The sequence below is a fragment of the Methylobacterium sp. W2 genome (assembly GCF_020662345.1).
GTDB lineage: Bacteria > Pseudomonadota > Alphaproteobacteria > Rhizobiales > Beijerinckiaceae > Methylobacterium.
In genome coordinates this window covers 68,560-89,702 of sequence record NZ_VMOA01000020.1, presented here as the reverse complement: position 1 = coordinate 89,702, position 21,143 = coordinate 68,560, and the positions used below count along the sequence as shown (strand labels likewise).

The window sequence follows — 21,143 nt, the reverse complement described above, 5'->3', positions numbered from 1 at the left end:
GGCCCCCCTCGATGTCGAGGAGGACGATCCCTACGGCGTGACGCCGATGTCCTCGAACCGGCACCCGGCCCGGACGAGCCCCCAGGTCGCCCGCGCGCCCTCCCCTGGCCTCTCCGCTGCCGCTCCATCCGCCCGCGCGCCCTCGGCCTATGCCTCCACGCCGGTGGCCCGGCCGGTGCCGCGCCCGCAGACCTCCCGTCTGGCCTCCGCGCCGACCTATGCCGAACCGGCCCCGGGCTTCTCCGACGAGCCGCTCTCCCTTGCCGCTCCGGGCCTCGCCGACCCGATCTACTGAGCGCCTGACTGTGCTCCGGCTGCCCCAGGGCGGGGCGAAAGCGACGCCGCCCCGGCCCTTCCGCTTGACACGGCTCGACGAGACGCCATCGTCCCGGAATGAACGGACTCCAGCGAAAAGACGCCGGCATGCGCCCGAATTCCCTCGCCACCGCCCTGGCCCTCGGCCTCGTCCTCGCGGGTAGCCTGCAACCCGCCTTCGCCCGCTCGGGCCGCGAGGAGATCACCCCCGCCGAGGAACGTGAGTTTCCCTTCGACGGGCAGATTCCGGGCTGTCAGGATTCCTCGGTGCTGGAACAGATGTCGAGCCAGTTCGCCGAGAAAGAGGCGAAGTTCTGGAACTCGAGCCTCACCATCGTCGGCTATGACCGGATCGAGCGGACGGCCTGGCGCCCCTGGGGCCTCGACACCTATCCCCGCCGCTTCTGCAGCGCGGTGGCGACCACGTCGGACGGGATCAAGCGCAAGGTCGATTATTCCGTGCGCGAAGGCCTCGGCGTCATCGGCGTGACCTGGGGCGTCGAATTCTGCGTCCACGGCCTCGACCGCAACCTCGCCTATGCCTACGCCACGGCCTGCCGCGAAGCCCGTCCGTGAGACGAGTCGCCGCGCTTGCCGGACTGGCGCTGACGGCTCTCGCCGGAACCGCGCAGGCGCAAGGCTACGGACGTGGCGGCACGCCGGGCGAGTTCGATTTCTACGTGCTGGCCCTGTCCTGGTCGCCGACCTATTGCGAGACGGCTGGACAGCGTGACGCCGACGGCCAATGCCGGCCGGGTCGCGGCCTCGGCTTCGTGGTCCATGGGCTGTGGCCGCAATACAGGCGGGGCTACCCGTCCGACTGCTCTTCCGTTGAGCGTTCCCCCACCCGCCAGGCCATGGAAGTGGCCGGCGCGGTCTATCCGAGCGAGGGGCTCGCCCGCCACGAATGGCGCAAGCATGGCACCTGTTCGGGCCTCGATCCGATGTCGTATTTCAAGGCGGCCGCCCAGGCACGGGAGGCGGTGACCATCCCGGCCGCCTTCGCCAAACCGGATTCCGACACGCGCATCGCACCCATCGATATCGCCCGCCAGTTCGTGGCGGCCAATCGGGGCCTGCGCCCGGACATGATGTCGGTCACCTGCACCCGGGGCGAGTTGCAGGAGGTGCGGATCTGCTTCACCAAGGACCTGCGCGGCTTCACGCCCTGCCCCGAAGTGGCGCGTCAGAATTGCCGTGCGGGCGAGATCGCCGTCGACGCGAGCCGGTGAGGCCAGGAACCTGCGCCCATGAATTACAGGCACGCCTTCCACGCCGGTAATTTCGCCGATGTGCTCAAGCACCTCGTGCTGACGCGCGTGCTCCATCATCTCCAGGCCAAGCCCACGGGCTTTCGCGCCATCGACACGCATGCGGGCCTCGGCTTCTACGACCTGACCGGCAACGAGGCGGGCCGGACGGGTGAGTGGCACGACGGTTGGGGCCGCCTCGACACGCCCTTCCCCGACGAGGTGGAGGCGCTGTTCGCTCCCTACCGCGAGGCCGTCGCCGCCACCAAGGCACGCCACGGCGCCGATATCTATCCCGGCTCTCCGGCGATCATCCGCGAATTCCTGCGGCCCACCGACCAGGGCGTCTTCGTCGAGCTGCACCCCGCCGATGCCGAGATCCTGCGCGAGCGCTACAACCAGGATCCGCGCACCAAGGTGATGCATCTCGACGGGTGGACGGCCCTCAACGCGCTGATCCCTCCCCCCGAGCGGCGCGGCGTCGTGCTGATCGACCCGCCTTACGAGGAACTCGGCGAGGTCGACCGGCTCGGCGCAGCCCTGGCCAAAGCCGTGGCGAAATGGCCGACGGGCATCTTTCTCGGCTGGTATCCGATCAAGGACGTCGACCTCATCGACCGCATGGTGGCGGAACTCGACCGCTCGCTCTCCCGGCCCGCCCTGCGCATCGACCTGATGATCTCGGAGCCGTATCCCAACCGTCTCAACGGCAACGGCCTCATCGTCATCAACCCGCCCTGGCGTCTCGCCGACGAGGCGGCCCTGTTCCTGCCCGCCCTGGCCGAGCGGCTGGCGCGCGGCGATTACGGGGCGTTCCGCTGCGACGCATTCGGCGTCGAGGCGTGAACCCTGCCGTGAAGGTCGTTCCATCGATGAATTCCGCGATTCCCATCGCCAGCGCCGCCATTCCGGGCAGCGTCGAGACGATGCGTCTCGTTCGCTACGACGATGCCTTCTCGATCATGGTCGGCACCGCCGAACTGATGAACGACCGGCACCGCGATTCGGAGCGGGCCCTGGCCACGGTCACCTGCGCCCGGCTCGCGGCAAATCCGGCGCCGAAGATCCTCATCGGCGGGCTCGGCATGGGGTTCACCCTGCGCGCGGCCCTCGATGCCCTCGGCCCGAAGGCGGAGGTCGTCGTGGCCGAGTTGATGCCGGCGGTCATCGCTTGGGCGAGCGGACCGCTTACCCATCTCTTCACCGGGAGCCTCGACGATCCGCGCGTGAGCCTGGTCGAGGCCGACGTGAACCGTCTCATCCAGTCGGGACAGGCTCAGTACGACGCCATCCTCCTCGACGTCGACAACGGCCCCAAGGGCCTGACACGCCGGGAAAACGACCGCCTCTACGATGGCTGGGGTCTCAAGCGGGCGCACTATGCTCTGCGACCGGGCGGCATCCTCGCGGTCTGGTCCGGAGGACCGGACCGCCGGTTCAAGAAGCGGCTTCGGCGCTTCGGCTTCGATGTCGAGGAACAGCGCTATCCCGCCCATCCGGGCGGCCGCCGTCACGTGCTCTGGATCGCGGTACGGACGGAGGTTCCCTCCGGCGCGGACCGGCGAGGCGGGTAGCCCGACCTTGCCGGCCACGATTCGGGACGATCGGCGTCAGTATCAGTAATTGTAGGACCGGCGCGGGTAGGGCTGGTTCGGTGCGTAACCGGCTCCGCGCTGCTGCACCCGCGAGCCGTACTCGATCTCGCGCTGCTGCTTGGCGCGGCGGTTGGCAAGATAGCGACCGCCGATGCAGCCGGCGACCGCGCCGACCACACCGCGCTCGGCGAGGTAATGCCCGGCCAGACCGCCGATGATCGCGCCCTTGATGCAGCCTTTGGCTTCCGCCGCTCCCGTGCTCGCCATGGTGAGCAGCGCCAGGGCCGAGAGCGTTGCAACGATGCGCATGATCATCCTCCACGATTGTGCGGGGAGGAAACACCGGCCCGGAGCTGAGCGTTCCGGGCCTGGTTCGGCAGATGGCGGGAAACCGCGACGAGGGGCGCGCCTCAGGCCGCCACCCGGCCCTCCAGGGGAAACACCTTGGCGGGGTTCATCAGCCATTTCGGGTCGAACACGTTGCGGACCCGCATCTGCTGGTCGAGGTCGGCCTGCGCATACTGGAACCGCATGAGCTCGCGCTTCTCGATGCCGACGCCGTGCTCGCCGGTGAGGCAGCCCCCGACCTCGACGCAGAGCTTCAGGATCTCGTCGCCGGCGGCCTCCGCCTTCTGCAACTCGCCCGGCTTGTTGATGTCGAACAGGATGAGGGGATGCAGGTTGCCGTCACCCGCATGGAACACGTTGGCGACGCGGAGCCCCTTGTCGGCGCAGATCGCGCCGATGCGCTCCAGCACCAGGGGTAATTGCCCGGTGGGAATGGTGCCGTCCATGCAGATGTAATCCGAGATCCGGCCGGTGGCGCCGAAGGCGGATTTGCGCCCTTTCCAGATCGCGGCGCTCTCGGCTTCGGATTTCGAGACCCTGATGCTGGTGGGCCGGTAGTCGCGGGCGATGGCCTCGATCCGGGCCAGCATCGCCTCGCATTCCGCGTCCGATCCCTCGACCTCGATGATCAGCATCGCCTCGGCGTCGCGCGGATATCCGGCCTGCGCGAAATCCTCGGTGATGAGGATCGCCTCGCGGTCCATGTATTCCATGGCCACGGGGATGATGCCGGCGGCGATGATGGCGGCGGTGCAGGCGCCCGCATCCTCCACCGAGGAGAAGCCGACCAGGGCCGGGCGCGCGCCCTCCGCCGCGCGCAGGATGCGCACCGTCGCCTCGGTGACGATGCCGAGCTGACCCTCCGAGCCGCAGATCAGGCCGAGGAGGTCGTAGCCGGCGCTGTCGAGATGAGCGCCCCCGATCTCGGCAACGGTGCCGTCGTTCATCACCAGGGTGACGCCGAGGAGGTTGTTGGTGGTCACCCCGTATTTCAGGCAATGGGCGCCGCCCGAATTCATCGCGATGTTGCCCGCGATGGTGCAGGCGAGCTGGCTCGACGGGTCCGGCGCGTAGAAGAACCCTTCGTGGCTCACCGCCCCCGAGATGGCGAGGTTGGTCAGGCCCGATTCGACCCGCGCGACGCGGTTCTCGAAATCCACGTCGAGGACACGGGTCATCTTGGCGACCCCGAGGATGATCGCGTCCTCCTGGGCGATCGCCCCCCCGGCGAGGGAGGTGCCGGCGCCACGCGCCACCACGCGCACGCCGTTGGCGTGGCAATAGGCCATCACGGCGGAGACCTCGGCGGTGGTCGAGGGCAGGACCACGGCCAGGGGCATCTTGCGATAGGCGGTCAGGCCGTCGGTCTCGAAGGCGCGGCGCTCGTCCTCGGTGATGATGAGCGCTTCCGCCGCGACGAGCGGCCGCAGCCCAGCGATGATCGTCTCGCGGCGGGCGAGGATGTCGGGATCGGGCACGGGAAAGGCGATCGACATGGGCGGGCGCTCCTCGACGCATCGGCCTATCTTCAGCCACCGCTCAGCTTGGAAGGACTAAAAACGAGCGGTGAACCGTTCAGGACAATGGAATTGGACGATATCTAAACGATAACCGGTTTCGATGCATCAGGATCGGATGCGTCGACGTTTCCGGAGGGCGGAATGGCCGGTTTCGGGCTTCCTTTCGCCGCACGGACCCTAGGCGAGTTTGGAACGTTCCTAGTCTCGATCTGTTCTAAAACTAAAAGCTCTGCCATAAGCTCGGCTGGCTCATGCCGCCCAATGGAGGAAAAAATACAATGCGTCACCTCATCCTCGGCGCCGCGCTCGCGCTGATGCTTCCGATGTCCGTACAGGCCCAGGAAGCCGGCGACGCTGCAGCCGGCGAGAAGGCGTTCGCGCCTTGCAAGGCTTGCCACAACTTCGTCAAGAACGGCGTCGGCCCCGACCTCAAGGGCGTCGTCGGCCGCAAGGCTGGCACCTACGAGGGCTACAGCTACTCGGCCGCTCTCAAGGGCTCAGGCATCACCTGGGACGAGGCGAACCTCAAGGAGTGGCTGAAGGATCCGAAGGCCAAGGTGCCCGGCAACAAGATGGTCTATCCCGGCCTGAAGGACGACAAGAAGCTCGCCGACGTGATCGCCTATCTCAAGACCCAGAACTGAGCGTCGCATCCGGTCCTTTTCGGACCTGTGATCGGAAAGGCCGCGTCCCTCAACGGGAGGCGGCCTTTTTCCATGTTTCATACGGCTCGGGGACCGTGGACGCCGCCGTCGTGCCGGCCACGTTGTCGTGAAGCGCCCCCCGCAGCATCACCAGGGAATCGAGGAGCGCCTGGCGCCCATCCTCCGACATCCCTGTGAGGGCTCCCGCAAGGCCGGGAACGCAATCCATCCGCCCCTGCAATTCGCGCCCCTTGGGTGTCAGGAAGATGCTGACCTGCCGCTCGTCGGCCCGGTCCCGAGCCCGGCGGACATGGCCCGACGCCTCGAGACGCTTCAGCAGGGGCGTGAGCGTCCCGGAATCGAGGAACAGCCTAGTCCCGATCTCCTTCACCGTCAGCCCTTCCTGTTCCCAGAGGACGAGGAGGACCAGGTATTGCGGATAGGTGAGATCGTGGGCGGCCAGGAGCGCCCGGTAGGCGCGTCCGAAGGCGTGGGCCGCCGAATAGACCGCAAAGCACAACTGACCGTCGACGCCACGACCCGGGGTCGCGACATCGTCGATGGCGTCTGCTTGCGTGATGCGTCGGCCTGCCATTCCTGGGGCCTCCCTTATGTTGTCGGGTCCGGTGTCGGGTCCGGTCCAAGTACCCTATGTAATTGATAATGCGGAATGGTCACCAGCGTTCACGGGATTCCCGCATCATGGTTGCGCGCAATCTTGTTTGATGCCATATGGAATATCAGTTGCGCGCAAGCTAGTTTCGGTTTTCGGTCGGATCTCGTGATGGCGGACGGGTTTCCCCGTCCTCGCATGAGACCATCGTTCCTCGACGCGACCCTCCTACAACCCCAAGCAGGATGACCGACCATGAAGGCACTCTACACCGCTCACGCCCATGCCACCGGCGGCCGTGAAGGCTCCGCCTCCACCGACGACAAGGCCGTCAACGTCACCCTGGTGACGCCGAAGGAACTGGGCGGCGGCGGCGGCAACGGCACCAATCCCGAGCAGCTCTTCGCCACGGGTTATGCCGCCTGCTTCCTCGGCGCGATCAAGTTCGTGGCCGGCAAGGACAAGGTGAAGATCCCCGAGGACGCCAAGGTCGAGTCCACCGTTGGCATCGGACCGCGCGACGACGGCGAGGGCTTCGGTCTCGTCGTCACCCTGAAGGCCACCCTGCCCGGCATCGAGCGGGACACGGCCGAGGATCTGGTGAAGCGCGCCGATGTGGTGTGCCCCTATTCCCACGCCACCCGCGGCAACATCCAGGTCGATATCAGCGTCGCCTGAACGCGCATGTCACGAAGCCGGAGGGGCCACGCTCCTCCGGCAATCTGCTTCCGTCAGGCCGTCGTCACAGTCAGCGTGGTGCCCTCGATCCCGGTGACACGGATGCGAGTGCCGGCCGGTGCATCGGGGCCGGAGACGCGCCACAGCGTGTCGTTGACTCTGATCCGTCCGAGCCCGTTCGCGATCGCGGCGTCGAGGTGGAATTCCTGTCCGATCAGCCCCTGCGCGCCGCGGTTGAGGCTGTTGGGATGGCCGGCCATCCGCTTCTGCGCCAGGACCACGAGCCCCACTGAGAGGCCGGCGAAGAACAGAATCTGAGCCTGCCAAGGCATCGGCACGAGGGCGGTCTCCAGCCCCGTGACCATGGCCGCGATGCCGAGCCAGACCAGGAACACGCCCGAGATCGCGAGTTCCGCCCCCATCAGGATCAGCCCGATCAAGACCCAGGTCCAGACCGGCCCCAGAGCCGTCAGGATGTCGAGGATCACGAGGGGCTTCCCCCGCTTGGCCCGACCTTGGGCGGCAGGCCGGAGCTTTTCCGCGTCTGCGCCGCGCCCTCGCCGAACACGCTGCGGGTGATCTCGGCGATGCCGCCGAGGGTACCGGCGAGGGACGCCGCCTCGATCGGTACCACCACCACCCGCTGGTTGGGCGCTGTCGCCAGCGCCTTGATCGCGTCCACGTATTTCTCGGCCACCAGAAAGTTCGCCGCCGCGAGGTCGCCCTGGGAAATGGCCTCGCTGATGAGGCTCGTGGCGCGGGCCTCGGCTTCGGCGCTGCGCTCACGGCCCTCCGCATCGCGGAACGCGGCCTCGCGCCTCCCTTCGGCTTCGAGGATGGCGGATTGCTTGCGGCCTTCCGCGCGCAGGATATCGGCCTGGCGATGGCCCTCGGCTTCGAGGACGGAAGCGCGCTTCTCACGCTCGGCCTTCATCTGGCGCGCCATGGCGCCGGCGAGATCGGCGGGGGGCAGGATGTCCTTGATCTCGATCCGGGTCATCTTCACCCCCCAGGGCGAGGAGGCCGCATCCATGACATGGAGCAGGCGTTCGTTGATCTCGTCGCGGTGGGAGAGCAGCTGGTCGAGATCCATCGAGCCGACGACGGTGCGGATGTTGGTCATCGTCAGCGTCATCATCGCGGTCTCGAGATTTGAGATCTCATAAGAAGCCTTGGCCGCGTCGAGCACCTGGTAGAACACCACCGCGTCGATCTTCACCCCGGCATTATCGCGGGTGAAGGCCTCCTGGCTCGGCACCTCGATGACCTGCTCCATGACGTTCACGCGCCGGCCGATCCGCTCAATATAGGGGGCGATGAGGCCGAGCCCGGATTCGAGGGTGCGCGAGTACCGGCCGAACCGCTCCACCGTGTAGACGTGGCCCTGCGGGATGATGTTGATGCCGATGGCGAGGGTGACGACCACGAGGACGACGAGCGCCACCGCCACCACGCTCAACCCGATCGAGAGATCATCCATCCTTGCCCCCAATGCCCTTCCAGGAGGGACATTGAGGCCGAGCGTCTCCCCCTATGCAAGGTGAATCGTCCTCTCGTCAGCGCGCCCAAACCCCCAGACGCTCCGTCCGCGCACGGTCCTCGGCGGCGACGAGATCGGGGGTGGCTTCCGAGGAGGCCCGGCCTCCGCCGTTGAAGAGCACGACTTCAGACAGGTCGCGGCCTTCCACCGCGCAGAGATAGGCGGCACTTCCGGCCACGGGCTGGCATGTCACCGGGCGCCCGGCGAGGTAGCGCGTCAGTTCTTCCGGCTGTCCGCCGCGGACCCATTCCACCCCGAACAGGCGCACGAGCTTGCCGCCGACGCGCAGGGTCGCGGTGTCGATCACCTCCGTCTTGCCGGTGAGGCCGTTGGACGATTCCGGCGGCTTCGTCCGGCTCTCCTCGGCCGAGGGTGGGCTCGGCTCTTCGGCGGGAATGCCGGGGGGCGTCGCCGAGGAAACGGCTTCACGCGGATTGGCCATGGTGGAAGGCCGGCCCTGCGCCGGCTGGGTCTGGGAGGGTGGTGTCGCCTGGGCCGGATCCTGCGTCTTCGCCTCCTGCCGGGGAGCCTCCGCATCCGGTGCGGCGACCGGTCTGTCGTCTCCGCCGCCATGGGTGAGAAGCAGGACAAGGGCGAGGCTGCCGAGCAGGCCCACGCCCGCGAGCGTGCTCGGTCGGGTCAGGATCGTGCCGTCATCCCGGCGAAGGCGGCGCAGCCGGCCGCGGGCGCGGGCGACGAGCCCGGGCCACGGGGCTTGTCGTGCCTGGGCCTGCGTCGCCGCAGGAGATCCCGTAACATCGGTGGCAGCGGAGGCCGAAAAACGTTTACGGGCGATGGCGACCGTCTCGCGGGCCCTGTCTCCGAACGAGGCGCCGATGCGCATGCCGCGTTCGCGCAGGCTCTGTTGTGGGCTCGAGCCCTGTCCGCCGCTCGGGCGATCGGCCAGGGAGTGACGGATGCTGCCCAGAGCGCCCGCCAGGGTCGCCGAGACCGTGGCTGCGGCGGCCCTTCCCCGGATGAGAGAGCGGGCCATCACCGAGCGGGCCATCACCGATTGCGATTCCACGAACCGCGCCGTCGCCGCCTTGATCTCGTCCGATGCGGTGGGCTCGGGTGCTGCGTCCACCACGGGTTTCGGCGGCACAGGCACGAACAGGGCGCCATGGCGCCCCCGCAACTCGGCGAACAGCTCCTCCAGGGACAGAGGGCCGTTCTCACCCTGCCGCATCGTCCCGGAACGATCGACGACCCGGTAGAAGGGCGGCTCGGCGGCAGGCTCGACCACGGCCTCGGCGAGCAGCTGAAGCGTCCGCCGGGCAACGGGAAAGGCGTCCTGGCGACGGATTTCCGCTTCGATCATCGACCGGACGGATTCCCGTGCCGCACGCGCCGCGACGACGGCCGGAGCCTCGACCTCTCCGGACGGCTTCGTCGCGGACGAATGGGTCGGAGAGGTCTTGCCGGCTGCGGGTGTCTTAGCCGCGCGTGTCTTGGCTGCGATCATCGGTTCGATTGTGTCTCAGGCACCGGGCCGTGTCGATGCGGCGGCGCTCAGCGGTCCCGGTGCGAAGCGGCGCAGGACACGGCTCGACTCAGATACGATCACCGGACGTGGTCCGGCGAAGGAGATTTCCAGGGTCAGTTCCGCCACGCCCTGCGAGCGGGCACCGTTCCGTGGGTTCGCCGCACGGAAATCGAAGGTGGAGCGCACGATGCAGCTGCTCGTACCGACGCTGCAGGCCATGCGCGGGGAACCGTCCTGCACCACGTAGCGGCGGTCCGGCCAGCGCCGGACGAAGCGGCGCTTCTCCGCCATCAGCGCCGCCAGCGACAGGGTGCGGCCGTGGAAGCGCACGGACTCGGCATAGAAACGCGGTGCGGCGGCGACCATGCCGTCGCCTGGCTCCGAGATCGCGTCGAGATAATCCTCGTTCAGCCTCTGGGCCTTGCGCGCCCATTCGGGGAAGCGGTCCTCGGAGGCCATTCCCATGCTCTGGGAGGGGGCGCCGGGGGAGACGGTGAGAGGGAGGGCATTTGGCGGAACCTGCGAGAGCCGGCGGGGGGAATGCCTGATCCCGGCCTCGGCATGTCTGCCGTTTCGGTGGGTCCGCTGGCGTGCCTCCGCGCTCCTCTCCGGGACGGAGGCGGCACTCGGCGTGGTCTCGGGTTTCGCCGCCTGGGCCGGGCTGGTCTGGGGCGCCTCCTGCACCGCCTGGGGCGAGGCAGGCTTCGCGTCGCTCTTCGGGTCGGCCTTCGTATCGGCCTTGGCCGGCGGATCGACCCAGGCCGGGCGGCCCTGAGCCCCGGCGCTACCGGTCGACATCAAGGCCCCGAGGAGGGCGGCCGAGCAAGTGGAGAACAGTCCGTAGCGCATGGCATCTCACCGCTGTCGCGAGCGACGTGGAGGGTGGGCACGACCGCATGACAGCGTCCGGCCGAAGGGAAACGTCAAGGTCGGGCGTTCGGTTGCCCGCGTCGAGACGGGCCATTCGCGACCGGGTCGCGTCACGGCCCGTGATCTAGCACGGGGCGTTGCCAGGCTGCTTCGATCGGGTGCCGTTCCCCGCGCTATGCCCGCTGTTCCCAGCCATCGACGATCACCATCCTTCGAGGTTGTGAGTGCCCATCTTACCGCAACCGGCCCTTCTCCGGGACATTGCCTCTTGCCATCGGCGTGGCAGCGCCCACCTCTGGGGAGCTTGACGGGTCCGGGCCCCTCTGGCGGCCGAGGCGTCGGCCGCGATGTCGGACTCCTTCTCTGCCTTTGCGCTGACGCGGCGCGAACGCACCGGGGGGTTCTGAAACACGTGGTTGTTGCGATGATCTCATGCGGCATCTCGGGATGCCCTTTGCCGGAGGCCGCCTCGTGAGCGCCGCCTCCACCCGCCGGGCCCTCCTTCTCGTCAACCCGAACGCACGGAACGGTTCGTTCTCCCTCGACGCCGTGCGCGATGCCTTACGTGCCGCCGGTATCGAGCCGTTCGAGCCGCCGGGTGATCCCGATTGCACAGCGGTGATCAAGCGCCATGCAAAGGACTGCGATCTCGTCATCCTCGGCGGCGGCGACGGCACCATGAACTCGGCCGCGCCGGCCCTGGTCGAGACCGGCCTGCCACTGGGCATCCTGCCGCTGGGCACGGCCAACGATCTCGCCCGCTCTCTCGGCCTGCCCACCGACCCGGTGGAGGCCGCGCAGCTCATCGGCACGGCGCGGCCTCAGGCGGTGGATCTCGGCTGGGTCAACGGTCGCTACTACTTCAACGTGGCGAGCATCGGCTTTTCGGCCGACCTCGCCGGCGACCTCACCGCCGAATCGAAGAAAAAATGGGGCACGCTCGGCTATGCCATCGCCGCCATGCGTGTCCTGCGGCGGGTGCGCCCGTTCACGGTCTATCTCGAACATGACGGGCAGACCGAAACGATCACCACGATCCAGGTCTCGGTGGGCAACGGTCGCCACTATGGCGGCGGGATGACCGTGGAGGAGACCGCCACCGTCGATGACGGCAAGCTCGATTTCTACAGCCTGGAAGTCACGCATTGGTGGCGGCTCATCGCGCTGCTGCCCGCCCTTCGCCGGGGCACCCAGGGCAAGGCCGCCGACGTGCGGGCCTTCAACACCACCGAGATCGTGGTGAAGACGAAGAAGCCTCGGCCGGTGAACACGGATGGGGAGCTCTCCACCTACACGCCGGCCCATTTCAAGGTCGTGCCGAAGGCGATCCGGATCTATGCGCCGGAGCCTGCCGAGCGCCCCGGCATCATCCCCGCCGCGTCCTGATCTTCCGCCGCTTTCCGACCTGACGACGTTCGAGGTTCTCTCCCCGTGGATTCCCTTCTTCAACTCGCCGCAGACCCCACCGCATGGGTGGCGCTCGCCACCCTGATCGTGATGGAGGTGGTGCTCGGCATCGACAATCTGATCTTCATCTCGATCCTCACCAACAAGCTGCCGGCCCATCAGCAGACCAAGGCCCGCCGCATCGGCATCGGCCTCGCGCTGGTCCTTCGCCTCGGCCTGCTCGGCACCGTCGCCTACATCGTCCACCTGACGCAGCCGGTCTTCGAGATCTTCGGCAAGGCCTTCTCCTGGCGGGACATGATCCTCATCGGCGGCGGCCTGTTCCTGCTGTGGAAGGCGACGAAGGAGATCCACGAGACCGTCGATCCCGATGACGGCCACGAGGATGCGGCCGCGCCGGTGGCGCTGAGCTTCGCCGCTGCGGTCGGGCAGATCCTGGTCCTCGACCTCGTCTTCTCCATCGACAGCATCATCACGGCGGTGGGCATGACCGATCACGTGCCGATCATGGTGATCGCCGTCATCACCGCCGTCACCGTCATGCTGCTGGCGGCCGACCCGCTGGCGCGCTTCATCGATGCCAACCCCACCGTGGTGATGCTGGCGCTCGGCTTCCTCATCATGATCGGTATGACGCTGATCGCGGAAGGTTTCGGCGCCCACGTGCCGAAGGGCTACATCTACACCGCCATGGCGTTCTCGGCCGGCGTCGAGGCGCTCAATCTCCTCGCCCGACGTCGGAGACGGAGCAAGACGACCGCGGGGTAAGGGCGCAACCCCTTCCCTTCCGTTTCACGGGCAAACGAAGAAAGGCCCGACCGGGACAACGGTCGGGCCTTTCTTCGTTCCTGCACGATGGACATGGCCAGCGCGGCCGGTGGTCAAAGGAAGGCGTCGGTTCCTGCCGAGCCCCCGTGATCGCCTACAGGATGGGTTCGCGCAGGGCCGAGGTCTCGCGGGCGCAGATCGCCGCGTCCGGCGGCGAGCCTTCCTGTGAGAGGTTCTTGGCGATCTCCACGCGCGCCCGCTCGAGATCGGTACGGAAGCCGGAATCACCCTGGAGCGAGCTGACGACGACGCTGGCCGTGGTACGTCCCGCTTCCACGTCGCTGGCCCAATGCACGCCGCAGACGATCCGGTTCTCGCCGTAAGCCTTGCCGCGGACGAAGAACTGCGTCGCCTTCTCCGGCACCAATGCGGCGAGGATGGCTGCGTAGGCCCACCCTTGAGTCGCGTGGCTAGAGGGGAAACTGAAGGCGTCGCCGAGTTCGCGGGTGCGGGCCACGCAGATTTCGGCCTCGTTGCCGACGAAGGGACGCAGGCGGCGGTAATGCTCCTTGAGCGAGCGGGTGGCCCGGCTGATATCGAGACGGGTCCGTTCGAGAAGCGTCATCAGCGCGGGCGAGCGGGCCTGATCGATCTTGCGGCCGAGCACGCAGGCGAAATCGTCGAGGATGGCCGAGGGGCCATCGGCGACATCCGCCGTGGCGAGTTCCCAGCGTGCGCTACCCTTGAGGGCGCGAGTCGCTGCAAAGGTGGTCTTGTCGGCCGTCTCCGCCGCGGATTGCCCGCGCGGCGGCGGCGGCAGGATCGCGACGGCATCGGGCGCGGTGGCGTCGGACAGGTAGGGCGCGCGTGCCGGCATGCCCGGCGTCAACGGCGTCGTCGCGACGGCAGGTGCAGAGCGGGGCTTCCCCCCCGTCGTCTTGGTGTCGACGGGATTCGGCCCGGGCGCCTGCGCCAGGACGGGCGCTGCCATCATCAGGGCGCAGGACGTGAAGGCGAGCGACGCGAGAGCGGGAAGCAGAGGGGACATGACAGCGGCTCGGGATCAATGGCGTCGGGATTGGCAAGCGATAGGGGAGCCATAGTGTTCCTGAACGACACTCGTATGGCACCCAGACCGCATGACATTTCGCCAATCCGTAACGGGTTTGCCGCCGGTCGGCGCACGGGGCCCCTACTGGATGCCGGCGCGGATCGCGGCGGCGACCTCCCCCGGATATTCTTCGTGCGGACTCAAGGCCCCCGGAACCGAAGCCTTGGATACATGGCCTGTGGCGATGACGGCGTCCATCTCGGCGCCGGATCGGCGTGGTGCACGCTCCGGACGCAGGACCAGGAGCGGTGGAAGTCCGTCCGCCTCGATCAGGGCGACAAAGTCCTGGCGGGCCTTGAACGGGTCGAGACCTCCGGTGACGAAGGCCGCCGTGCCGAAACGACCCCCCGGCTGGAGCGTGACGGCGTGTTTGTCGGCGATGATGCCGGGCGTGACATGGTCCGGATCGGCATAGACATGCGCGCGCATCATCCGGCCGATGATCGGAGGACTGATGTTGATGCGGTAGAGCGCCTCGCCCAGCAGCGGAAGCTCGATGGCCTTGCGGATGCCCGAGAGCCAGCCGCGGCGCGAGTCGCCGAGAGCGGTGGGCAGCGGCCCACGCCAGGTGGGGGCGATGAGGACGATCTGGTCGAACAAGCCCGGATGCCGCTGGGCGGCCGCCACGAGATAGGGCCCCGCATGACCCGCCGCGATGCCGATGGCGTAGGGGCCGGGCAATGCCGCGAGCAGGGAATCCATGAAGGCGTGGAACGTCTCCGGCTCCATGGCGATGCGGGAACGCGGATGATTGCCGAAGCCGGGCCAGTCGGGGATGAGGCAGCGATAGTCGTGGCCGAGAATCTTGGCGAGGGGCCGCATCTCCGCGCGTGCCGAGATCGACGACAGGGCCGGCAGCAGCAGGGCCGCCGGGCCGCTCCCGACGATATCGCAGGGCGTCGGGACCTTGCGTTCCAGCACGTCGAGTTGAAAGCCACGGGTGGAGTGGGCAGGCTCGATCATCGCTCGCAACGCCTCATCCGGGACGGTCCGTATCGGATCGGAGATCTAACGCGCCGGTCGCTGCCGCACAGGCCGGCCCGGTGTCGCGCCACGGTCGACGACAGGTGCCGGACCCCTCTTCCCGCAGGCGGGAAGAGGGAATGCCGATCGCCAGCGAACCCGGGTTCGCCTCAGGTCCGAAGCAACTCGTTGATGGCGGTCTTGGAGCGGGTGCCCGCATCCACGCGCTTGACGATGACGGCACAGTAGAGGCCGGGGCCGGGCGTGCCGTCGGGCAGGTCCTTGCCGGGCGTCGTGCCCGAGACCACCACCGAATAGGGCGGCACGCGGCCGTACATGACCTCGCCCGTGGACCGGTCGATGATCTTGGTGGAGGCGCCGATATAGACGCCCATGGAGAGCACGCTGCCCTCACCGATGATCACGCCCTCGGCCACCTCGGCGCGGGCGCCGATGAAGCAATTGTCCTCGATGATGACCGGATTGGCCTGGAGCGGCTCGAGCACGCCCGCGATGCCGGCGCCGCCGGAAATGTGGCAGTTCTTCCCCACCTGCGCGCAGGAGCCGATCGTCACCCAGGTATCCACCATCGTTCCCTCGCCCACATGGGCGCCGAGATTGATGAAGGAGGGCATCAGCACCGCGCCCGGCGCGATGTAGGAGCCGCGGCGCACGAAGCAGCCGGGCACGGCCCGGAAGCCGGCCTCACGAAAGTGCTTCTTCTTCCAGCCTTCGAACTTCGAGGGCACCTTGTCCCACCAATTGGCGCCATCGGGACCGCCATGGATGATCTCCATGTCGTTGAGGCGGAAGGACAGCAGCACCGCCTTCTTGAGCCACTGGTTGACCTGCCACTCGTCGCCCACCTTCTCGGCCACGCGGGCCTTGCCGGAATCCAGCAGATCGAGGGCCTCGTCCACGGCCTCGCGCACGGCGCCCTTGGTCGAGATGTCGATCCCGGCGCGCTCCTCCCAGGCGGTCTCGATGGTGGCGGAGAGATCGGCGTGGGACATGGCGGCGTTCCGGTCGGTGAGGGGGGAGGGCCGTGCTTACAAAAGGCGACCGCGCCTGTCACCTCGGGCCATCGCTTCAAGCGATGGCCCTGTCTTTCTTGCTGGCCTCAGTCGCCGGCGCCCACCTCCGCGGGCTCAGGCTTTCGCTCCGCTCGATGCTCGTCAGGACCCCCGTCCTGACAAGTCCGCTCCGCGCGGCGCTCTTCGCGCCGCGAAGCCGCTTACGCAGCCTCGAGCGATCACCCTTGCCCGTCATCTCAGGGCATCAGGCGCGGCGCGGGCTCACTCCCGGCAGCCGTTGCGGGTTTCCTCCCGCACGATCTCGCCGACCTTCGCCCGGTCGCGAGCGGAGAGCGGGACGTCGCGGATGTCCGAAAAGCGGCAATTGACGTTGCCGAAGGCCGCGATCGCGCGCTGCGTCTTGAAGCAGTAGCCGGCCTCCGCATAGACCGCGTTGCGCTCGCCCCAGAGTTCATCGCACGGAAATGCCGCCAGCGCCGGGGTGGCGGGTAGGAGGGCGAGGCACAGAATCACGACGGCGCGCATGAGCACTTCCCGGGAGAGCATTGAGGGACGGAGGACTTTTGGCCCGTCTTCGCAGCTTTCGCCAGATCGTGCGTCCGGCGAGAGGCGATACGGTGTCAGATGGCGTCGATCCTTGCGCGCACGCCGTCGAGATCCCCGATCAACGTGCCGAGGTCGTCGTGAAGGGCGGCGTGGATCGCCTCGGCCGCGTCGGGAAATTCCTCGAGCACCCGGCGCATCAGCGTGGGCGTGATGCGCACGACCTCCGCCGCCGTGACGGCATGGGCGTCGGTGGGGCGCTCGCCGCGCAGGAACAGCGCCATCTGCCCGATCAGGGCGGAACGACCGACCCTGACGGGCTCGCCACCGGCGCCACGCGGCGCCAGTTCGACCGTTCCGGACATGACCACGAAACCGCCATCGCTGCGCTCGTTGCGGGCGAACAGCACATCTCCCGGCGTCAGGCTGCGACGCTCCGCGGCGAAGGAGAGCAGCCTCAAGGCATCGCGCGCCATGAAGCTGAACAGGGGCGCGGCCGCCAGGATCGCGATGTCGTCGTCGAGCCCCAAAGCCGTGCGCTCCCCCAAGACGGAGGCGTCCCTCCGGCGGAGCTAGCCTTAGCCGAAGGCGGGCGGAGGGGGAAATCCGGCGCGGCACCTGCGCGTGAAAGGAGCGCCGATCAAACGGATGTCATGAAACCGGTGGATAGACGCGTCTCCCGAGCCAGACGAAGACGGAAATTCCGGTGTCCAATCACTTCTGCCTGGATCCGAACGATCCCTATGCGCAATCCGAAGTCCTGGTCTTTTTCGAAGGCAGGTATCCGGACATCCGCCTGCTGTCGGTCATCGACGGCAACGACGATGAGATCCTGTCCGATCTCGTCCACGAGCAGCAGCGCGACCTCATCCGGGAGATCGCCGCGTTCTACACGTCCGGCGGTGATACGCCGAACGTGGCCGCCTGACCGTCACGGCAGCAGCTTGTAGCCGCCGCCTTCCGTCACGAGGATGGCGGTGACGGCCGGGTTCGGCTCGATCTTCTGGCGCAGGCGGTAGATGTGGGTCTCCAGCGTATGCGTGGTGACCTGGGCGTTGTAGCCCCAGACCTCGGCGAGCAGCGTGTCGCGGCCCACCACCTCGCGGCCGGCGCGGTAGAGGAAACGCAGGATCGCGGTCTCCTTCTCGGTGAGCTTGAGCTTCGAGCCGCGCTCGCAGACGAGGAGCTTGGCGCCGGGGCGGAACGTGTAGGGGCCGATCTGGAAGACGGCGTCCTCGCTGGCTTCGTGGCTGCGCAGATGCGCGCGGATGCGCGCGAGGAGCACGGCGAACTTGAACGGCTTCGAGACATAATCGTTGGCGCCCGCTTCCAGGCCCTCCACCGTGTCTTCTTCCGAATCCTGTGCGCTCAGCATGATGACCGGGCCGCGATAGCCGTTACGGCGCATGGTCCGCACCGCCTCGCGCCCGTCCATGTCCGGCAGGCCGACATCCATGATCGCGAGATCGATCCGGTCCTCGGCCACGCGGGCGAGGGCGGATGTCGCGTCCTCCGCGCTGACGGTGACGAACTCCTCGTACAGATCGAGCTGTTCGATCAAGGTTTCGCGCAGGGACTCGTCGTCGTCGCAGATGAGCAGGCGATGGGTGGTCGACATCGGCCGGGGATACTTTCACACGCAACTGGGAGGCGCCCGGACGGGCCGATCCCGAAAACTTGAGAGACGGCCACGTCGTCGGCCGCGAGCCTACACAGCAGAGTGATGGCGGGTTTGTGTCAGAAACTTGAACGCCGTCACGCCGAGGGCCGACTTTGCACGTCCGTGACGGTTCTACGTCCGAAAAAGTTTCGCATCGGCGCGGTCGTCGTGCATTCTCGCCGGGGAATGGGCTGGCTCGAACCGGTCCGTCCGGACGATAAGGCGGACATGATCCGCCTGACTCTCTCCCGCATCCGCGTCCGACGGCTGGTGAGCGACCCCACCCGCGGGCAGATTCTCGCCGCGAATGCGGTCATTCCCTGCGCGCTCGGCCGCTCCGGCATCGGTCAGGTCAAGCGCGAAGGGGACGGCCTGTCCCCGCGGGGTGTCTTCCGCCTGCGGGCCGGGGCCTATCGCCCGGACCATTTCGGGGCGCGCCCCCGCACCGCGCTGGCTCTGCGCCGGACGCGACAGAACGACGGCTGGTGCGACGACCCGCGCGACCGGCGCTACAACCGCCCGATCGCCCTGCCCGCCCCCGGCGTGAGCGCGGAGCGGATGTGGCGGGAGGACGGTCTCTACGACCTCGTCGTCGATCTCGACTACAACCGTCAGCCGATCCGGCCGGGGCGCGGCTCGGCGATCTTCCTGCATGTGGCGCGGGCCGGATACCTGCCGACGGAGGGCTGCGTCGCGGTGAAGCGAACCGATCTCGTCCGGTTGCTGCGGCGCCTCGGGCCGCGCACGCATCTGCAGATTCTCTGACGCCCGCATCCGCGACCCTTCCGCCCAGGCTACCCCCGCGCCGGCAGAGCAGCGGATGATGCGTCCCGCCGGTCGCCGGGCCGCGACAGGGTCATGACCAGGACGGCGGCGAGGATGCACAGGGCGCCAGCGGCGAAGAAGGCCGGCAGGTAGCTCGACAAAGCGGTGCGCGAGAGGCCGGCGCCGTAGGCGATGGCGGCGGCCCCGAGCTGGTGGCCCGCGAACACCCAGCCGAAGACGAGGTTCGCTTTCTCGCGCCCGAACCGGGCGGCGGTGAGCCGCACGGTGGGCGGCACCGTGGCGATCCAGTCGAGGCCGTAGAAGGCGGCGAAGACCGACAGGCCGACGAAGGAGAAGTCCGAGAAGGGCAGGAACATCAGCGAGAGGCCGCGCAGGCCGTAATACCAGAACAGGAGCCAGCGGTTGTCGTAGCGGTCGGAGAGCCAGCCCGACGCCACCGTGCCGATGAAGTCGAACACGCCCATCGCCGCGAGCACGCTCGCCCCCTGCACCGGGCCGATGCCGTAATCGGCGCAGAGGGGGATGAAATGGGTCTGGATCAGCCCGTTGGTGCTGGCCCCGCAGATGAAGAACGTGGCGAAGAGCACCCAGAAGACGCTCGTACGCGACGCCTCCGCCAAGGCCCCGAGGGCGGAGCCACTCACGCTTGGCGGCGGAACGGTGCCGGTGACGGCGGTCTCGCCGTAGGGGGCCAGATCCATGTCCTCCGGCCGGTCTCGCATCAGCGCCGTGACGGCGAGCCCCGCCGTGAGCAGGAGGCCGCAGATCACGAGGAGCGCGGCACGCCAGCCGAGATGCTCGGTGAGAGCGGCGAGAAGCGGCAGCACGATGAGCTGGCCGGTGGCCGAACTCGCGGTGAGGAGACCGACCACGAGGCCGCGCGAGCGTGAGAACCAGCGGGTCGCGATGGTGGCGCCGAGCACCAGGGCGGTGAGTCCCGTGCCGATGCCGACGACGACGCCCCAAAGCACGACCAGTTGCCAGACCTCGCTCATGAACAGGGAGGTGAGGAGCCCCCCGACGATGAGGAGAAGCGCCAGGAGCACGATGCGGCGTGGGCCGTAGCGGTTCATCAGCTGGGCCGCGAAAGGCCCCATCAATCCGAACAGGACGAAGCGCACGGCCAATGCCGAGGAGATCGTCGCCGTGTCCCAGCCGAATTCCTTCTGCAAGGGCAGGATCAGCACGCCCGGCGCGCCCACGGCGCCGGCCGTCACCAGCATGGTGAGGAAGGTGACGCCGGCAACGACCCAGCCGTAATGGACGTTGCGACGGGCGAGGGGCGCGGCAACGACGTTCGATAGTGACCCGAAGGGAGCGGCGCTGGGCATACGGCCTCGTCGAGTTCCGCATGGGGGTTCGGCGCGATGACCGGGCGGGAGGCCTGGCACCGCGACGCGTTCGACCCTTGCATAGGCGCATATGCACTCGTTAGACAAGCGCGTCGTCCGTACCCCTGTGACCCGTCTCTCGAGGACCTCTCGCGATGGACCATCCGGCACCGGTCTCGCAGTGCCACTGCCTCGCCCTTCGCCAGGCGTCGCGCCGGCTGACGCAGCATTACGACCAGCATCTCGCGCCGACCGGCCTGCGCACCAGCCAGTACGGCCTGTTGCGCGGGCTCGCCCGCGTCGGGCCGATCTCCATCAACGGCTTTGCCGAGATCATGGTGATGGACCGGACCACGATGGGCCGTGCCCTGCACCCGCTCACCCGCGACGGGCTCATCGCCGCCGGTCCCGGACCGGACGGCCGCACGCGCTCCCTTACCCTCACGGTGGCGGGCCAAAGGCGCATCGCGGAAGCGCTGCCCTTCTGGGAACGGGCGCAGCAAACGTTCGAGGAATGCTACGGTGCAGTACCGGCGGCAGACCTGCGCCGGGCGGCCGAGCGGCTCGCCCTGTCGGTCTGATAGGGGGGCGCTGGCGCGATGCGGTCCTCGGCTGCATCCCGGATCGCCCTTTAGGCATCCGGAGAGGGGAGTTGGTTCGACAGCTTGAGAGTGCCGGTCA

The 21,143-nt window shown here is 68.1% G+C and carries 25 protein-coding genes and 1 pseudogene; 12 read left to right on the top strand and 14 right to left on the bottom strand.

The genetic code is table 11. The annotated features are described in order from the left end of the window. The 5 genes and pseudogenes from FPV16_RS13255 to FPV16_RS13235 form a co-directional block, all read left to right on the top strand. Positions 1-295, top strand: a pseudogene (locus FPV16_RS13255) (extensin); the annotation flags it as partial. A gap of 128 nt (positions 296-423) precedes the next feature. Continuing rightward, entirely contained in the window at positions 424-891 is a 468-nt protein-coding gene (locus tag FPV16_RS13250) for a hypothetical protein (protein WP_027171415.1), read from the top strand. After that, the gene (locus tag FPV16_RS13245; RefSeq protein WP_227438766.1) at positions 888-1,547 is read left to right on the top strand and encodes a ribonuclease T2; all 660 of its coding nucleotides are present in this window, start codon (positions 888-890) and stop codon (positions 1,545-1,547) included. The genes FPV16_RS13250 and FPV16_RS13245 overlap by 4 nt, the downstream gene beginning before the upstream one ends. A gap of 18 nt (positions 1,548-1,565) precedes the next feature. Further along, positions 1,566-2,411: a 23S rRNA (adenine(2030)-N(6))-methyltransferase RlmJ gene (locus tag FPV16_RS13240; RefSeq protein WP_227438764.1), complete on the top strand. Its 846-nt coding sequence runs from the start codon at positions 1,566-1,568 to the stop codon at positions 2,409-2,411. A gap of 80 nt (positions 2,412-2,491) precedes the next feature. Further along, a complete protein-coding gene (locus tag FPV16_RS13235; protein ID WP_413629292.1) occupies positions 2,492-3,139 on the top strand; it encodes a spermidine synthase in 648 nt (215 codons plus the stop codon). A 42-nt stretch (positions 3,140-3,181) separates the two neighbouring features. Here the strand turns inward: FPV16_RS13235 and FPV16_RS13230 are convergent, their stop codons facing one another. Then, entirely contained in the window at positions 3,182-3,469 is a 288-nt protein-coding gene (locus FPV16_RS13230) for a hypothetical protein (protein WP_227438762.1), read from the bottom strand. Positions 3,470-3,570: 101 nt separating this feature from the next. Further along, a complete protein-coding gene (locus FPV16_RS13225) occupies positions 3,571-5,004 on the bottom strand; it encodes an FAD-linked oxidase C-terminal domain-containing protein (RefSeq protein ID WP_227438760.1) in 1,434 nt (477 codons plus the stop codon). Between the two features lie 302 nt (positions 5,005-5,306). Between FPV16_RS13225 and FPV16_RS13220 the strand changes: the two genes are divergently transcribed. Beyond that, positions 5,307-5,672, top strand: coding sequence for a c-type cytochrome (locus tag FPV16_RS13220; protein WP_227438758.1), 366 nt, complete (start codon positions 5,307-5,309; stop codon positions 5,670-5,672). Between the two features lie 49 nt (positions 5,673-5,721). On the opposite strand, the gene FPV16_RS13215 is transcribed toward FPV16_RS13220, so the two are convergent. Continuing rightward, entirely contained in the window at positions 5,722-6,267 is a 546-nt protein-coding gene (locus FPV16_RS13215) for a MarR family winged helix-turn-helix transcriptional regulator (RefSeq protein ID WP_227438757.1), read from the bottom strand. Between the two features lie 273 nt (positions 6,268-6,540). Here FPV16_RS13215 and FPV16_RS13210 point away from each other — a divergent pair, with 273 nt between their 5' ends. Then, on the top strand, positions 6,541-6,963 hold the full coding sequence (locus tag FPV16_RS13210; protein ID WP_227438755.1) for an organic hydroperoxide resistance protein: 423 nt from the start codon (positions 6,541-6,543) through the stop codon (positions 6,961-6,963). Positions 6,964-7,016: 53 nt separating this feature from the next. Here FPV16_RS13210 and FPV16_RS13205 read toward each other — a convergent pair whose 3' ends face one another. From FPV16_RS13205 to FPV16_RS13190, 4 genes are all read right to left on the bottom strand, one after another. Next, the gene (locus FPV16_RS13205; RefSeq protein ID WP_227438753.1) at positions 7,017-7,451 is read right to left on the bottom strand and encodes an NfeD family protein; all 435 of its coding nucleotides are present in this window, start codon (positions 7,449-7,451) and stop codon (positions 7,017-7,019) included. Further along, positions 7,448-8,443 (bottom strand): SPFH domain-containing protein, encoded by a 996-nt coding sequence (locus FPV16_RS13200; protein WP_227438751.1) that lies wholly within the window; start codon positions 8,441-8,443, stop codon positions 7,448-7,450. The genes FPV16_RS13205 and FPV16_RS13200 overlap by 4 nt, the downstream gene beginning before the upstream one ends. Positions 8,444-8,519: 76 nt before the next feature. After that, a complete protein-coding gene (locus FPV16_RS13195) occupies positions 8,520-9,968 on the bottom strand; it encodes a thermonuclease family protein (protein WP_227438749.1) in 1,449 nt (482 codons plus the stop codon). A gap of 15 nt (positions 9,969-9,983) precedes the next feature. Then, positions 9,984-10,838 (bottom strand): hypothetical protein, encoded by an 855-nt coding sequence (locus tag FPV16_RS13190; protein ID WP_227438748.1) that lies wholly within the window; start codon positions 10,836-10,838, stop codon positions 9,984-9,986. 492 nt (positions 10,839-11,330) lie between these two features. Between FPV16_RS13190 and FPV16_RS13185 the strand changes: the two genes are divergently transcribed. After that, the gene (locus FPV16_RS13185; protein ID WP_413629289.1) at positions 11,331-12,245 is read left to right on the top strand and encodes a lipid kinase; all 915 of its coding nucleotides are present in this window, start codon (positions 11,331-11,333) and stop codon (positions 12,243-12,245) included. A 45-nt stretch (positions 12,246-12,290) separates the two neighbouring features. Beyond that, complete coding sequence (locus FPV16_RS13180; protein ID WP_227438746.1) at positions 12,291-13,034, top strand: TerC family protein; 744 nt, start codon at positions 12,291-12,293, stop codon at positions 13,032-13,034. A 154-nt stretch (positions 13,035-13,188) separates the two neighbouring features. On the opposite strand, the gene FPV16_RS13175 is transcribed toward FPV16_RS13180, so the two are convergent. The 5 genes from FPV16_RS13175 to FPV16_RS13155 form a co-directional block, all read right to left on the bottom strand. Further along, complete coding sequence (locus FPV16_RS13175; RefSeq protein ID WP_227438744.1) at positions 13,189-14,082, bottom strand: acid phosphatase; 894 nt, start codon at positions 14,080-14,082, stop codon at positions 13,189-13,191. Between the two features lie 144 nt (positions 14,083-14,226). After that, positions 14,227-15,108 carry an alpha/beta fold hydrolase gene (locus FPV16_RS13170; RefSeq protein ID WP_227438742.1) on the bottom strand — a complete coding sequence of 294 codons (882 nt, stop codon included), beginning with the start codon at positions 15,106-15,108 and terminating at the stop codon, positions 14,227-14,229. A 170-nt stretch (positions 15,109-15,278) separates the two neighbouring features. Then, on the bottom strand, positions 15,279-16,121 hold the full coding sequence (gene dapD, locus FPV16_RS13165; protein ID WP_227438741.1) for a 2,3,4,5-tetrahydropyridine-2,6-dicarboxylate N-succinyltransferase: 843 nt from the start codon (positions 16,119-16,121) through the stop codon (positions 15,279-15,281). Positions 16,122-16,403: 282 nt separating this feature from the next. Continuing rightward, positions 16,404-16,667, bottom strand: a complete 264-nt coding sequence (locus FPV16_RS13160; protein ID WP_227438739.1) for a YARHG domain-containing protein — start codon at positions 16,665-16,667, stop codon at positions 16,404-16,406. A gap of 95 nt (positions 16,668-16,762) precedes the next feature. Further along, complete coding sequence (locus FPV16_RS13155; protein ID WP_227438788.1) at positions 16,763-17,215, bottom strand: cyclic nucleotide-binding domain-containing protein; 453 nt, start codon at positions 17,213-17,215, stop codon at positions 16,763-16,765. 176 nt (positions 17,216-17,391) lie between these two features. Here FPV16_RS13155 and FPV16_RS13150 point away from each other — a divergent pair, with 176 nt between their 5' ends. Continuing rightward, entirely contained in the window at positions 17,392-17,613 is a 222-nt protein-coding gene (locus tag FPV16_RS13150; protein WP_227438738.1) for a hypothetical protein, read from the top strand. A gap of 3 nt (positions 17,614-17,616) precedes the next feature. Here FPV16_RS13150 and FPV16_RS13145 read toward each other — a convergent pair whose 3' ends face one another. Then, complete coding sequence (locus FPV16_RS13145) at positions 17,617-18,303, bottom strand: response regulator transcription factor (protein ID WP_227438736.1); 687 nt, start codon at positions 18,301-18,303, stop codon at positions 17,617-17,619. 270 nt (positions 18,304-18,573) lie between these two features. Here FPV16_RS13145 and FPV16_RS13140 point away from each other — a divergent pair, with 270 nt between their 5' ends. Next, positions 18,574-19,110 (top strand): L,D-transpeptidase family protein, encoded by a 537-nt coding sequence (locus FPV16_RS13140; RefSeq protein WP_227438734.1) that lies wholly within the window; start codon positions 18,574-18,576, stop codon positions 19,108-19,110. Positions 19,111-19,139: 29 nt separating this feature from the next. On the opposite strand, the gene FPV16_RS13135 is transcribed toward FPV16_RS13140, so the two are convergent. Beyond that, positions 19,140-20,462 (bottom strand): MFS transporter, encoded by a 1,323-nt coding sequence (locus FPV16_RS13135; RefSeq protein ID WP_227438732.1) that lies wholly within the window; start codon positions 20,460-20,462, stop codon positions 19,140-19,142. A 155-nt stretch (positions 20,463-20,617) separates the two neighbouring features. On the opposite strand from FPV16_RS13135, the gene FPV16_RS13130 reads away from it, so the two are divergent. Beyond that, positions 20,618-21,043, top strand: coding sequence for a MarR family winged helix-turn-helix transcriptional regulator (locus FPV16_RS13130; protein ID WP_227438730.1), 426 nt, complete (start codon positions 20,618-20,620; stop codon positions 21,041-21,043). The last annotated feature ends 100 nt before the right edge of the window (positions 21,044-21,143 follow it).